This window comes from Sulfurospirillum arsenophilum NBRC 109478, assembly GCF_000813345.1.
Lineage (GTDB): Bacteria > Campylobacterota > Campylobacteria > Campylobacterales > Sulfurospirillaceae > Sulfurospirillum > Sulfurospirillum arsenophilum.
This window is the reverse complement of record NZ_BBQF01000001.1, coordinates 578,161-592,757: the sequence shown is the minus strand read 5'-3', so window position 1 is coordinate 592,757 and position 14,597 is coordinate 578,161. Positions and strand designations below refer to the sequence as shown.

Sequence of the window (14,597 nt, the reverse complement as noted above, 5' to 3'; positions counted from 1 at the left end):
AAGATAATGACATATACACTAAATTCATATTATCCTCAAGGAGACCTCAATGAATTCTCTATTTAAAAAATACCTCATCGTTTTCATTGTTAGCATAGCTATGTCCTCACTTCTAGCACAAGAGATACCGTCATCTAAAATAGGCGTCGTGGTCATGCATGGGAAAGGAGGATCTCCAACAAAGTTTGTTGCGCAAATGGCTGGTTTACTTCAAGAAAAAGGCTATCTTATTGCCAATCTTGAAATGCCATGGTCAAAAAAGCGTGATTATGATGTTGATGCTACGATGGCATTGAAAGAAGTCGAAAAAGCACTTGAGGATCTGCGAAGCAAGGGTGCAGAAAAACTTTTTGTCGCAGGGCATAGCCAAGGAGGCTTGTTTGCTTTGTGTGTGGGAGGTTATCTTGTAGCTGATGGCATTATTGCCATTGCACCGGGTGGAAATGTTGGTAATGCTACCTTTAGAGAGAAACTTGGGAATTATGTAGAAGAAGCCCGCTCACTCATTGAAAAAGGTAAGGGTGATGAAAAAACAACTTTGTTTGATTTTGAAAATGCAAAAGGAACCTATCCCATTGTCACAACTCCTCGCATCTATCTTGGTTGGTTCGACCCAGAAGGTATGATGAATCAAGAAAAAGCGATCAAAAAACTAAATCCTAAAAACCCCGTTTTATTTATTGTACCACAACATGATTATCCGGGCTTATTGAAAGTCAAACAGAGTATGTTCTCTGAGCTTCCAAAACATCCCTATACGAAACTTTATGAACCCAATACCGACCATATTGGAGCACCATCAGCATCAACCGATGAAATTGTCGCGTGGATAGATAGAATCGTCAATACAAAATAAACTAAACTTTTTGGTACAGATGAGTGAGTTTCACGTAGTCGTAAAAATCACTGAGCAAAAGATAGCGCATACCAATGTCAGAAAAACGTTTAAGAACGACAACATCGCCTGCATTGTAAAGGTTTGCAACGTCTAAAAACTCGTGCGGATAGCGCTTTTTTTCAAACGGATACTCTAAAAAACAGTGCATAAAATTTTCAAAAAGATTGTTGATAATGAGCTCTTTGGCAGGACTTGGATGGTGCAGATAGTCCTTGACCTTTTCAAATTCCCTGCAAATATACTCTAGGCATTGTTGCATGCATCACTACTTAAACAGGCGTTGATATTTTCAGGGGTTGGCATCTTTACATGTAAAAGAGAATTGAGCTTGGCGATGTCGAAACCACAGAGCTTTACTTCACCTATTTGCAAAAGTGGGCGACGAATCAAAATGGGTAGTTCTAGCATTTTTTCGATGAGACTCTCTTTGGTGTAATCTTCAAGTTTAAATGTGCCCTCTTTAAGTTGTGGGGCAAAAGGGTTGAGCATCTCTTTTGGCGTTAATCCTTCAAAAAAAGCTTCTAATGTGGCTTTCGTCCATTTGGTATCTAAAAGACTTCTGACATCAAGGCTGATGCTCTGTTTTCGCAGAAGTTCTTTTTGCCGAGCATTGCCACTGCAACCCGTTTTTTCGTAGAAAATGACCTGCTTTGGTGTCGATTTAAACATCATCACTCCTTTGCGTTTCCTAGGTCTATGCAAATGTCATGCCAAACATCATAGCACTAAAATCTAGCTTAATAAACAATTTAAACAAAATAAACTATAATAAGGCGTATATACCAAGGTTTGGAAGAGTTTTTGCTTACATGGGTTAACTCATCTTTAAAGGAATGGCATTGGACGCAGTCGATCAAGAATATGTCGCACGCAAACTTCTCTCAGGGTTTGAAAATCTGTTAGACATTAGTGTTGACTTTGTGGCAGAACTTGGCACGACCAATATCACGATACAAAAACTTCTCAAGCTTGAGAAAGGCTCTGTTATCGACCTTGAAAAACCTGCTGGTGAGAGCGTTGAACTCTACATCAACAATAAAATCTTTGGTAAAGGAGAAGTCATGGTCTATGAAAAAAACCTTGCTATCCGTATCAACGAGATTTTAGACTCCAAAACGGTCATCCAATACTTTAAAAAAGAGAACGTATGAGAATTTTCTTTGCACTCTTCGTGTTATGGTCATGGGTAAATGCTTCTAATCTATTAACCTACAATGTCTATGAGAGAAGCGATCGTGTCGATGTAATGCTCTCGTTTGATGCCCCGCACGAAGGTGGTATCTCTCAAAAAAGCGATGCAAATTCCATTACGCTTACCATTAACGATCTTAGCTACGACAAGATGATTGAGAAGAGTATTAATTCCAATATTATTCAAGAACTGACTATCATTCCAGAAAAAAACAACACCCTAAAAGTCGTACTCAAAAGCGATAAAAAAGTAAGTGTCGTTGCTTCTAAAACAGTCGATGGTTTTGGACTTCGCATACGAAGTAGCATTATGCAAGCACCAACACAAAGTTCAGAAGCAGCTACAGCATCTGTACCAACAGCTTCCACATCTTCAGCTGATTTCATCGATACACGCTACATCATTGTCATTGTTGTTTTACTTTTTCTCATTGCCTTGATGCTATGGATCAAAAAACGTTTAGGTATCCAAACCATCAGACCAGCCTCTTCAGCTTCCAATGGCGGTGGAAAATCATGGCTCTTTAACCAAAAAACCGGCAATTCTCAAGAAGTCAATGTGCTTCATAAAAAACAGATTGACAACCAAAATAGCGTCGTTCTTTTTGAATACGGTAGTATCAAATACCTCGTCATGACAGGAAATTCCAATGTTCTTTTGGAAAAATTTCAAAACGGTGAAGTCAAAGATGACAACGATTTTGAAAAAGTCTTTGAAGACAATCGCAGACGTTTGGATGACTATCTCAAACTGCAAGACAATAAACTCAGTACCTATAAAAACAAGGCTTCTGCTGATTACACTCCAATAGATGAGATGCGTTAAGACCTTATGACCATCGCCATTTCCATCTTGTCCATTTACGCCTTTATTTTGCTTGGATTTATGGCAAAGAGGATGCTCAAAGAGGAGATGAACGAAAAAGGGATGATCCTTCTCTCCATCTATTTTTTACAACCTATGCTCTCTTTTTGGGGCCTTTCTAGCAGACCCATTGATTTCTCACTTCTGCAAGCACCTTTTTGGTATTTAACTATCTCTTTAATTTGTGTTCTTATAAGCTCAGTAATTGCATTTGTATTCTTTAAAGAGGACATCAAAGAAAAATCTATCATCACCATCTGTGTTATCATTGGCAATACAGGTAATCTTGGTATTCCTTTAGGCATTGCTCTTTTTGGCGATGCATCAATCTTATACATGAGCCTCATTAACATTACCAATGTTTTCATCGTTTATACTCTTGGCGTATTTTTCTACTCTAGGGGCAACTTTAGCATCAAACAGTCCCTCTTTAACATTGTAAAATTACCTGTGATCTGGTTTGCAACATTGGCACTTTTGATGAACATCTTTGATATTAAACTCCATCCTGCAATGCAAAAGCCTTTGGAAATGGGCGCATACTGTACAATGGTTATTCAACTTGTCATATTTGGCATGTATCTTTACAATATCAAACTTCGTAGCATCAACTACAAACTCCTTTTACATGTAAGCCTTATCAAATTTTGTATGACACCACTCATTGCAGGTGTTATCCTTTATGGCTTGTTAGATTTGGAACCTATGGTTGCAACCTTGGTCTTCATTGAGCTCATTGTCCCACTTGCTGTCACCAATGTGAATTTAGCGGCACTCTATGAGTGTAAACCACTTGATGTTACTGTCTTAGTCTTTTTCACATCCCTTATTTTTATACCCTTCTTTATTCTTATCAGCAATCTTTTACACCACCTTAATATCGTGAGTCTACCATGAACATAAACGATAAAGACGCAAGAGTTAAATACATCAGAGCACTTGAGCGCTTTTTAGGAAGTTGTGTCAGTGCCCTTAAGAATGAAAATTTTGATTTTGGCTTATTTGTGAAACGTGCCGAAAAAGGGCTTAAGACCTTACAAAAAGTTGATCCTATACGACTCGATTCGACCTATACCAATGGACTGCAAAATTATGCCAATTTAGTTTCTAATAGCATTGTGAACCTAGAAGGAATAGACATTGAAGAGACACACAAACGCCTCTTAAAAGAGGCTAATTTGCTAGAAAAAGAGAAGTATCGAGGGAGTTATAAAAAAGAGAAGCACAAAGCGCAAGGCTTTAGCGACGGTTATTGAGCAAAAAAAGTAGCAATCGTTTCACGCATCAGTGCATCATCTTCGATACGGTTTATTTTATCTCGAAACTCAGACGCTTCACGAAAACCTTTTGAGTACGTGTGTAGATGTTTACGAAAAATGGAGTGTCCTTTTTCTCCATAAAAATCTACCATAGCATCGAAGTGTTCTAAAACAATTTCTAAAATTTTTGTTTTTTCAACGTGTACTAGCTCATTTTTGATCTGATAAAAAATCCACGGATTACCCACAGCTCCTCGTCCTATCATCAAGCTATTACAGCCTGTTACCTCTTTTACATGTAACGCTTTTTCATAGCTTGTGATGTCACCATTAGCGATCAAAGGAATGCTTACAGCCTCACGCGCTCTTGCAATCGCATGGTAATCGACTTCCGCTTTATAAGCCCCTGCACGCGTTCGGCCATGCATACTCATAAAATCAACCCCTGCACTTTCACACGCTTTGGCGATCTCCTCAGGAATCTTTGTCGTAAAGCCTAGACGCACTTTTGCGCTGGTGTAGCGTTTATTAGAATGCTTTTTAATTGTCTCAATGATCTTTTGCATATGAGGAAGGTTGAGCAAGAGTGATGAGCCAGCTTCTTGTGAAATAATTTTTGGCACAGGACAACCACAGTTAAGATCGATCCCATCAATGCCCTCAATGTCATTGAGAACCAAAACAGCCTCTTTGATGGAGTCTAGGTCTGATCCTGCAATTTGAACGATGTAAGGCGTTTCTAGTGGGGATTTGGTAAGCATCTTAAAGGTTTTCTCAGAGCGGTAACGCAAAGCGTTTGCACTGATCATCTCAGAGAAAGTGACATCCGCACCAAATTTCTTAACAACGGAACGAAAAGGAAGATCGGTAAAGCCTGCAAGGGGAGCGAGGGCTAGAATGCCTCGCTCAAAGTCTATCTCGTGATTCATACGCGCAAAAATTTGTCGATGTCGATATTTTTTCCATGATCTCGTAAGAACATAATGGTTTTAAACTTCACAAAGTCTTCAGGATCAGAGTTGAGTATAAGCTCACGAATTTTATCAATCATTTGTAAATCATACAATACATAAAGGTACGCATCTGCTGCAACATTACCTTTTGAGTTATACAGTTTTTCAAACAGTGCAATGAGCGCATCTGGAGTCAATTTAATTTTAATTTCACGTGCCAATTCAAGATAATCTGCGCGATCAGCATTAAACTGCTCTAGCATATCTTCAATCGATTTAATATCCATATCAAAACTATCATCTGCATCCAAGTAACGCTCCATCATACGACGGAAAGTACGTTTATCTTGTGGGAAGTCATAACGTTTAATTTCGTTAAAACTTGCAAAATCAATCAATGCATCGTATGCTTTGCGGCAAAGTTCACTGTCGATTTCTTTACAGTTTTTAAGGACTTCTAATGCAAAGCGAGGTTCGATTTTAAGACGGTTGATACTGTTTTGAATCACCATAGGATTCGTTTTAGCAAGTTTATATTTTTTAAGATCTTCATAATTGCCATTCGCAACACTTACCGCAACGGCACATGCTTTTGAAACTTCTTCCTCAATAAACGATGTTGGCAATGTAGCATCAAAACGCATACACTGCAATACTTTACCCACAAATTTAAAACCATCCGTTTTATAAGAGGTATTGACTTCTTCACCTAAAATACGATTTTTAGCAGCTTCTTGAAAAAGTTCAATATCTTTTTTCAAGGCTCTTTTGTATAAAAAATCTTTGAAATTATAAAAGACCAAGTGCCCGATAGAAGCAATGACCAATAACAATATAGGAACAACCATCCAAAATGCTATTGGAAGGCTCAATGAGAGACCAAACAATTCAAGTGTATAACTCTCGCCATTAAAACTATAAACATACAGTCCAATGGCTAACATATAAATTAGTGTTACAAGAAAATAACGTTTGATTCCCATGGCGTCCTACCTACTTATTTTTTGCTGATTTTTCAATGATCTCACGGCACACAATGCAGTAACGTGCATGTGGCTTAACTTTGAGACGTTGAAAACCAATGTCTTCTTCACACATTTCACAAATGCCATAACTGCCATTTCTGATTTTATTGATTGCAAACTCTATCTCGTTGAGTTCTCTCATCTGCTGTGCACTAATGGCTTGTTCAATCATACGATCTGTACTGACCGAAGCATGATCTGCCTCGTCACCGACATCTGTATCTTTAAGATCTTCGATTTCTCTCATTGAGTCTTCGATATTTTTTTTGATTTGGACTCTTCTCTCTTTAAGAATGTCCTCGAAATGCTTTAGCTCGTGTTCTCTCATCCTTTGTTTCCTTTACAAAAAATTGACCTGAAATTGACCCGCATTATAATCAACTATTTATGATAGGGATGGTTGTTTTTTATACACAATCCCCTATAAATCTGCTCAAATAAAACCACTTTCGCGATTTTGTGCGCATATGTTAATCTACTTAAACTTATAATCTTTTGAGTTTGACCTAAAAAAGCCTCTTCAAACCCAAAAGCACCACCGATGAAAAAATTGACATTCACATCTTGGTCAAAAAGTGCGCTAAATTGCTCACTACTCAGTTCTACTCCCTCTACGTCTAACGCTACATTATACCCTTTTAAATGAGGTTCGTATGCTTTCGTGTAGGAAGCTTTAGCCTCTTTCTCGCCTATCATTTGGGCTGAGGCAATCTGCTTATTAAAGATCTTGATCTCTTCAACTTTTGCAAAGCGAGAGATCATTTTGGTGTATTCAGAAGCGATAGCATCCAGTGCTTTATCGCTGCTTTTTTCGATCGTAAAGACCTTTATATTCATGCTTTGAGTCTTAACTCAAATGCATCATTTTTACAATTCTCTCCTAAAAGCTTTAACAAATCTGCCACCACCTTTTTCATGTCAGTACGTGTTACGATCATATCTATCAAACCGTGGTCTAACAAGAATTCCGCTTTTTGGAACCCTTCTGGTAAATCGGCTCCAATGGTCTGCTTAATAACCCTCTGACCTGCAAATCCTACAAGTGCGCCAGGCTCTGCCATGATTATATCGCCCAAAAAGGCAAATGATGCACTTACCCCTCCCATTGTTGGGTCGGTAAGAATCGAAATGTAAGGTAATTTAACCTCAGCCAATTTGGCAAGCGATGCAGATGTTTTAGACATTTGAAGTAAAGAGAATGTACTCTCTTGCATACGAGCGCCACCACTAGCACTTACGATAATTAGACCCTCTTTGTTGGCCATAGCGCGATTGATTGCGCGTACAATTTTTTCACCTTCAACGGAGCCTAAACTGCCACCCATAAAGGCAAAGTCAAAGACGACTATTTGTGCATTCACACCCTCAATAGTGCATGAACCACAGACCACTGAAGAGTTTTTGCCTGTTTTTTCTTGTGCCTCTTCAATACGTTTTTTATACGATTTTTTATCCACAAATTTTAGGGGATCAATCGGTATTAAGTTGGTATCAAACTCAACAAAACTTCCCTCATCACAGAGCTGTTCAATGCGCTGTTTTGCGGAAATCCGCATGTGGAAACCACATTTAGGGCAGACATTGAAACGTTGTTCGATCTCTTTGTAATACATTAAAGATTGACACGCACTGCACTTAACCCAGTGGCTTGGAGCTTCATTTGGAGTAGATTGTGTTTTTCGGATCTTAGAAAAAATTTCTGCAAATCGCATAGGTTTTTATCCTCTTTTAAAGCTAATTGCTTATAAATAAACTTTTTATTTTATCAAAAATTTCCTTATCTTTGCTTACGAGGAAAATATCATCCTCATACAAGGTGTAAAGATCCTCGCACATAAAGAGTCCTGCTTCAACATCGTAGGTACGCATAACGCCCTCATAAAGCACAAACGAAACATCGTGTGCATAGGCTAAGGAGAGTGCAAATGCTCCCGGAGAGCGATACTTAATAGAAGCACTTTGAAGCTTATCATGAACACGTACTGAGCAGTAAGAGCGCTCAAAGATTCCTACCTTGGAAAAAGCATTACATGTAACCAAACTAAATGTATTTTTTCCTATTTTTCCTTGGCGTAAACCGTTTGCATCTTTTATAAAAACATCACCATTGGCTAAATTAGTGATGATAGCTTTTGTGCATTTATCGTGTTCAAAATAGGCAATGGAGGTACCAAAATAAGGAAGATGTGAAAGGAGGTTATCACTGCCATCAATGGGGTCAAGGACAATGCGAGCAGAGGTATTGGAGCTTTGTATCACCCCACTCTCTTCGGAGATAATCTCGCCAAAAGGCAAAAGATGTTTCATAAAAATTTGCTCAGCCTCAAGATCAATGCCAGAGCTAAGGTCTCCTCCTGCTCCAATGTCGAAGGATTGGTGCTGTGATGCACTCAACCCTTTTACATGTAAAAGATCCGATACTTCAAGATTTGCCCTGAGTGCGGCTTCTATAAAACTCACGTCAGCCCATTATCCAAGCAATTTTTTTATGATGCTAAGTGCGGCTTCTTTGCCCTCTTTAGCAGCGGTTACCACAAGGTCTGAACCTCGTTTACAATCGCCTCCTGCATAAACACCTGATTTGCTTGTTTGGTATTCGTGGTTGACGACGATACAACCTGATTTATTAACCTCTATGCCATTTTCGGCCAAGAAAGTAGGTACAGCTGGTGTAAAGCCAAGTGCGAAGATGATGACATCGGCATCGACTCTAAAATCGCCACCTTTAACGATCTCAACACACTGACGACAGTTTGCATCTTTAGCACCCAAAATCGTTTTGTGCATATCAATCCCAATCGCTTGTCCTTCTGAGTTCACCAAAATCTCTTTAGGAGTAACGTTATAAACAAACTCCGCACCCTCTTCAATCGCATTTTTAAACTCTTTTTTGGAGCCTGGCATATTGTATTTATCACGTCGGTATAAACACGTTACACTCTTAGCACCTTCGCGAATAGACGTTCTTAAACAGTCCATTGCTGTGTCACCACCACCGATGACCACAACGTTTTTGCCTTTGACTTCAAATTTTTTATCGTAGCTCTCATTGAAAAGTTTTTTCTGAATTGAGCGTAAAAAATCGATTGCCATAAAGACGCCATTGGCATTTTCATTCGCAATGTTGGCTTTACGAGGACTTTCCGCACCAATGCCTAAGAAAAGTGCGTCATGGCTGTGCGCAATCTCATCAAAACTGATCTCTTTACCCACATGCGTATTTGCATGCAAATCCATACCCGCATCTTGAAGCCATCTAACACGACGAGCAACCACGTCTTTATCGAGTTTAAAGCCAGGAATTCCATACGTTAAAAGTCCACCCGCTCTGTTTTGTTTGTCGTACATACTGACCGCTATACCTGCTCTTAAAAGATAGGTCGCACAGGCAAGTCCAGCAGGGCCAGCACCAATAACTGCCACTTTTTTCTTAGTGGTAATGCCTGGAAAACTTGGTTTCAACCCTTTTTTAAAGCCCTCTTCGGAAATAAAGGTCTCAATGGCACCGATGGTAATCGCACCATGTCCATCATTGAGCGTACAATCACCCTCACAAAGACGATCTTGTGGACAAATCCGCCCTGTAATCTCTGGATAGGGGTTTGTCTCATTCGAGAGATTAAACGCAAGATCACGTTTCATCGCACTGGTCGCTTTTAACCAAAAAGGAATGTAGTTGTGCAAAGGACATTTGCTATGGCAAAAAGGATCGCCACATTGAATACAGCGATCGGCTTGCAAAGATGCATCTTCTTTACTCAAAACTTCATATATCTCTTTAAAGTCTTTAACTCTATCACCGGTTGAGCGTTTTCTAGGCTCACATCTCTCTTCATTGACAAAATTTTGCATCTTAGTCTCCTTGCTCCGGATTGAGTGGCACCTTCGTCATATCTTTAGGTCGCACCATCCAAAAATCTCTTACCGCGTGGCGGAAATTCTCTAAAATTTGTGTTGCTTTAAAACTTGCTGTCTCATTAATATGGGTTCGTAAAAGTCTCTTCAAAAAGTGACGCGCTTCGTCCATATCATCGGTATCAACGCGTTCTGCAATGACAAGCTCTTGGTTGAGTTTATCGATAAAATCACGTGTCTCATCATAAACAAATGCCACACCACCCGTCATACCAGCGCCAAAGTTAACGCCTGTATTTCCAAGAATTGCAACAACACCGCCAGTCATATACTCACATGCATGATCTCCTGTTCCTTCAACCACAGAAGTTGCACCTGAGTTTCTCACACAAAAACGCTCTCCTACAATACCTGCGACATACAACTTACCACCTGTTGCACCGTACAGACATGTATTTCCCGCACACGCATAACCTCTGCCTTGGTATTTTGGAGCAATGACAATTTTACCGCCATTCATTCCTTTACCCACATAGTCATTCGCAGTACCTTTGAGGTTAATGTTGATACCATTGGCTAAAAATGCACCTAACGATTGTCCGGCAACACCATTGAGTCTAAAGACAATGCTATCATCCTTAAGTCCCTTGTTACCATAGAACTTTGCGATCTCACCACTAATGAGCGTACCAAAACTTCGGTTTGTATTGCAAATATTTTTATGCAAGACAATTTTTTCATCTGGATTTTCGATAACTTTGTAAATGTCTTTTAAAATATCTTTTTCAAACTCATTTTTATCAAAAGGATCATTTGACTTACCATTGTGCGTATCTGGACCTTCTAGTCGCATAAGGACGGATGAAAAATCAAACTTCTTCGCAAACGCATCATCGATTACGCTTAGAAGATCACTTCGCCCAATAATCTCTTCCATATGCGTGTAACCAAGGTGCGCCAAAATTTCTCTCACATCTTCCGCTAAGAGAGTAAAGAAGTTAATGAGTTTATCCACCGTTCCTACAAAATGCTCTCTCAGCTTCTCATCTTGTGTTGCCACACCCACTGAACAGCGATTTAAGTGACAAACGCGAAGCACTTTACACCCAATGATGGTTAAAGAGAGTGTTCCAAACGCGTAACTCTCGGCACCCAAAAGGGCTGCTTTGATGACATCCAGACCCGTTTTTAATCCACCATCGGTTTGAAGATGAACACTGTCTCTTAAGTGGTTTGCTTTCAGGGCATTGTGTGCTTCACTTAAACCAATTTCCCACGGATTTCCCGCAAATTTGATGGATGTAAGAGGTGCAGCACCCGTACCACCGTCACCACCAGAGATGATGATCTTGTCGGCATACGCTTTAGCCACACCCGCTGCAATCGTTCCAACACCTGCAGTTGAAACCAATTTAACGGTAATAATCGCCTCTGGGTTAATCTGTTTCATATCAAAAATGAGCTGAGCCAAATCCTCGATAGAGTAAATATCGTGATGAGGCGGTGGTGAAATCAGTGTAACACCTGGGATCGTATAACGTAAACTTGCAATCAGTGGTGTAACTTTATGACCTGGAAGCTGTCCACCCTCACCTGGTTTTGCACCTTGCGCTACTTTGATCTGTATCTCAGTCGCACTGCGTAGGTATTCAGGCGTTACACCAAAACGACCCGATGCAATCTGTTTAATGCGTGAGTTCTTATTGGTTTTAAGACGCTCTGGTGATTCACCACCCTCACCTGAGTTACTCATACCACCAATCTTATTCATGGCTTCACCCAGTGCCTCATGCGCTTCAGGAGAGATAGAACCTAGACTCATTGCTGCGGTTGCAAAACGTTTAAAGATAGCTTCTTTAGATTCTACTTTCTCTAATGCAATTGGCTCACGATCGGATTTGAGCTCAAAGAAATCTCTGATCATCTTGAGTCCACGATGATTCACCATCTTTGTAAACTCATGGAAATCTTTTTTATCTCCCGTTACCGTTGCTTTATGGATCGCGTGAATCGCATGTGGATGATAATCATGGTACTCTTGTCCATCAATGTATTTGTAAAAACCACCAATCTCAAGAGGAAAAAGTTTTTTCGTGATATTAAGTTCATAGGCTAAATGATGATTACGACCTAAACGCTCTTCAACATCTTCATAACCCAGTCCTGGAATCAATGAAATAGCACCATCAAAACACTCATGAACGACATCTTTACCAAGACCTAAAACATCAAAGAGTGCTGAATTGCGATACGATGCAATCGTTGCAATACCCATTTTTGACATAACTTTTAAAAGTCCTTGACCAAGGGCATGATTGACATTTTTAAGTTTTGTTTTGATCTCATAAGAGCCCATCTCGCTTTTTTTGCATTCGTCTAAAACGGTTGCATAAAGTAAGTATGGATAAATAGCACTGGCACCAAATCCAACCATACATGCACACGAATGCGTATCAATCGCTTCACCCGAAATGGCAACAATTGAAGTGAGTGAGCGAACACCCTCATCAAGCAATATTTGATTCACTCGACCAATGACCATAATCATCGGCATTGGTTTAAGTTTTGCAGTAATACCACGATCATCGAGGAAAATAATGCGTATGCCATCATTTTTAACCGCTTGAGCAATGTCGTATGCCAAATCTTCAAGGCTTCCTTTGAGGTTATCTTCAAAGAGCGTCGAAAAATAGCGATTTTTATACTCATCTTTATAGCGTGGTTTACTAGGATCACCAAACGAATCTAGTACTTCATACTTCTCCTGCATCATAATCGGTGAAATAGATTTAATACGTACAGCATGTCCTGGGTTTTCTTCAAGAATATTGCGAATTTCGCCAAAGCTCGTATTTAAACTCATAACCACTTTTTCACGAATCGGATCAATCGGAGGATTCGTTACTTGTGCAAATTTTTGTTTAAAATAGTCGCTAAAATTGCGTTGTACTTTACTAAACGCAGCCATAGGCGTGTCATCACCCATAGAGCCAACACCCTCTTTACCATCTTTCATCATCGGCTCAATGACCATATTTTTCACTTCTTGAGTAATGTTAAAGTAACGTTGCTCAAGTTCTAAGTTTTCACGCACATAGTCTGTTGTTTTGGAAAAAGGAATGTCCACAAACTCTTGCAAATAAACAAGTCCTTTGTTCAACCATTCGGTATAAGTATTTGAGCTTTTAAGGTAGTCATTGATGTCATCATTTTTCATGATCTTGCCAAATTTAAGATCAAGACCGATCATTTGACCACTTTGTAAACGACCACGCTCAATGATGTTATCTTCTTCAATGTCTAAAACACCATACTCAGATGAGATGATAATACGATCATCTTTGGTGATGATGTATTTAGCAGGACGTAACCCATTTCTATCCAAAACACAGGCAATATGGCGACCATCGGTTAAAGAGATAGCCGCTGGACCATCCCATGGCTCAAAATTGATACTTGAAAATTCATAAAAGGCTCTAAGTTCTGAGTCCATATGCGGTGCATTTTGCCATGGAGCTGGGATAAGTGAACGAACGGCTTTGAAAAAGTCAAATCCATTAATCAGCATAAATTCAAACATATTGTCTAAACTTGCACTATCGCTGACATCATTAGTCGTCAATGGATAGAGTTTTTGAAGCTCTTCATCAGAAAAAATACCACTTTTGATACATTCACTTTTAACTTGAGTATAGAAACGATTCGCTGAAATAGAGTTAATTTCACCATTGTGTGCTAATGTACGGAACGGTTGCGCCAATTTCCATTTTGGTAAGGTATTGGTTGAAAAGCGTTGGTGAAACAATGCAAAGGTTGCTTTAAAATCACTGTCGCTCAAATCTGGGAAAAAGGTTTTGATGTAGGTTGGCATCACCAAACCTTTATACGAAATCACCTTGCTTGAAAAAGACGCAATATAAAAATCAGATTCAGTTGAGAGTCTTTTTTCAATCATTTTGCGAGTAAGATATAAAAGTGCTTCAAAACGTTTGGTTGCAACCAAAGAAGATGACGTTACAAAAGCTTGTACGATTTGAGGTAAAGAATCCAGAGCCAATTTCCCAAGTGCTTTCGTTTTAACAGGAACATCTCTGTATAAAAGAACTTTAAGATCGTTTTGCTCACAGGTCTCTTCAAAAATTCTTTTTTGTTCATCGGTATTTAAGAAAATCATAGCAACAGCAAATTGCTTTGGAAGATCCACACCTAATTTGTGCGCTTCTTTTTTCATGAAGTCTTCTGGCATGGAGAAAAGGAGTCCACTACCATCGCCACTTTTGCCATCTGCAGCAATAGCGCCTCTGTGCATCATTCTCTCTAATGCCGTGATAGCATCTTCAACATTTTCATGGGTTGGAATGTTTTTAATGTTTGCGATTAATCCAAAACCGCAATTGTCTTTAAATCCAGTAATAAGATCCATTTCACAAGCCTTTTGTGGAATTTTCATCAAAATTCTGACGAAATCTGACAAATTTTTAAGCTAAAAGCGAGGGATAATACATAAATAATGCTTATTTTTCAATTAAACACTGTTTTTCGAGGTTTGCA

Annotated in this window: 15 protein-coding genes; 5 read left to right on the top strand and 10 right to left on the bottom strand. The window is 39.3% G+C overall.

Features of this window, described 5'->3' with window-relative positions; genetic code table 11:
* Positions 1–49: 49 nt before the first annotated feature.
* Positions 50–856: an alpha/beta fold hydrolase gene (locus SAR02S_RS03040; protein WP_041956753.1), complete on the top strand. Its 807-nt coding sequence runs from the start codon at positions 50–52 to the stop codon at positions 854–856.
* Between the two features lies 1 nt (position 857).
* Here SAR02S_RS03040 and SAR02S_RS03035 read toward each other — a convergent pair whose 3' ends face one another.
* A complete protein-coding gene (locus tag SAR02S_RS03035; RefSeq protein WP_041956751.1) occupies positions 858–1,157 on the bottom strand; it encodes a hypothetical protein in 300 nt (99 codons plus the stop codon).
* Positions 1,142–1,567 (bottom strand): ArsC/Spx/MgsR family protein, encoded by a 426-nt coding sequence (locus SAR02S_RS03030; protein WP_198133065.1) that lies wholly within the window; start codon positions 1,565–1,567, stop codon positions 1,142–1,144. The genes SAR02S_RS03035 and SAR02S_RS03030 overlap by 16 nt, the downstream gene beginning before the upstream one ends.
* A gap of 170 nt (positions 1,568–1,737) precedes the next feature.
* Here SAR02S_RS03030 and fliN point away from each other — a divergent pair, with 170 nt between their 5' ends.
* Genes fliN through SAR02S_RS03010 form a run of 4 tightly spaced genes read left to right on the top strand, consistent with a single transcriptional unit; the run spans position 1,738 to position 4,210 of the window.
* Positions 1,738–2,049 (top strand): flagellar motor switch protein FliN, encoded by a 312-nt coding sequence (fliN, locus tag SAR02S_RS03025; protein ID WP_333803415.1) that lies wholly within the window; start codon positions 1,738–1,740, stop codon positions 2,047–2,049.
* Positions 2,046–2,915: a hypothetical protein gene (locus tag SAR02S_RS03020; protein ID WP_041956745.1), complete on the top strand. Its 870-nt coding sequence runs from the start codon at positions 2,046–2,048 to the stop codon at positions 2,913–2,915. The genes fliN and SAR02S_RS03020 overlap by 4 nt, the downstream gene beginning before the upstream one ends.
* 6 nt (positions 2,916–2,921) lie before the next feature.
* Entirely contained in the window at positions 2,922–3,851 is a 930-nt protein-coding gene (locus SAR02S_RS03015) for an AEC family transporter (RefSeq protein WP_084218436.1), read from the top strand.
* Positions 3,848–4,210 carry a hypothetical protein gene (locus SAR02S_RS03010; RefSeq protein ID WP_041956743.1) on the top strand — a complete coding sequence of 121 codons (363 nt, stop codon included), beginning with the start codon at positions 3,848–3,850 and terminating at the stop codon, positions 4,208–4,210. Before SAR02S_RS03015 ends, SAR02S_RS03010 begins: the two co-directional genes overlap by 4 nt.
* Here SAR02S_RS03010 and SAR02S_RS03005 read toward each other — a convergent pair.
* Genes SAR02S_RS03005 through gltB form a run of 8 tightly spaced genes read right to left on the bottom strand, consistent with a single transcriptional unit; the run spans position 4,204 to position 14,469 of the window.
* The gene (locus SAR02S_RS03005; RefSeq protein ID WP_041956741.1) at positions 4,204–5,142 is read right to left on the bottom strand and encodes a tRNA dihydrouridine synthase; all 939 of its coding nucleotides are present in this window, start codon (positions 5,140–5,142) and stop codon (positions 4,204–4,206) included. The two genes, SAR02S_RS03010 and SAR02S_RS03005, sit on opposite strands and share 7 nt — an antisense overlap.
* Entirely contained in the window at positions 5,139–6,149 is a 1,011-nt protein-coding gene (locus tag SAR02S_RS03000; RefSeq protein WP_041956739.1) for a hypothetical protein, read from the bottom strand. Before SAR02S_RS03000 ends, SAR02S_RS03005 begins: the two co-directional genes overlap by 4 nt.
* Positions 6,150–6,159: 10 nt before the next feature.
* A complete protein-coding gene (gene dksA / locus SAR02S_RS02995; RefSeq protein WP_041956737.1) occupies positions 6,160–6,519 on the bottom strand; it encodes an RNA polymerase-binding protein DksA in 360 nt (119 codons plus the stop codon).
* Between the two features lie 53 nt (positions 6,520–6,572).
* Positions 6,573–7,028, bottom strand: coding sequence for a 23S rRNA (pseudouridine(1915)-N(3))-methyltransferase RlmH (locus tag SAR02S_RS02990; protein ID WP_041956735.1), 456 nt, complete (start codon positions 7,026–7,028; stop codon positions 6,573–6,575).
* Positions 7,025–7,903 (bottom strand): acetyl-CoA carboxylase, carboxyltransferase subunit beta, encoded by an 879-nt coding sequence (accD, locus tag SAR02S_RS02985; RefSeq protein ID WP_041956733.1) that lies wholly within the window; start codon positions 7,901–7,903, stop codon positions 7,025–7,027. The genes SAR02S_RS02990 and accD overlap by 4 nt, the downstream gene beginning before the upstream one ends.
* Positions 7,904–7,925: 22 nt before the next feature.
* Positions 7,926–8,651, bottom strand: coding sequence for an inositol monophosphatase family protein (locus SAR02S_RS02980; RefSeq protein WP_041956731.1), 726 nt, complete (start codon positions 8,649–8,651; stop codon positions 7,926–7,928).
* Between the two features lie 9 nt (positions 8,652–8,660).
* A complete protein-coding gene (locus tag SAR02S_RS02975; RefSeq protein WP_041956729.1) occupies positions 8,661–10,043 on the bottom strand; it encodes a glutamate synthase subunit beta in 1,383 nt (460 codons plus the stop codon).
* Between the two features lies 1 nt (position 10,044).
* Entirely contained in the window at positions 10,045–14,469 is a 4,425-nt protein-coding gene (gene gltB, locus SAR02S_RS02970; RefSeq protein WP_041956728.1) for a glutamate synthase large subunit, read from the bottom strand.
* Positions 14,470–14,597 lie beyond the last annotated feature (128 nt).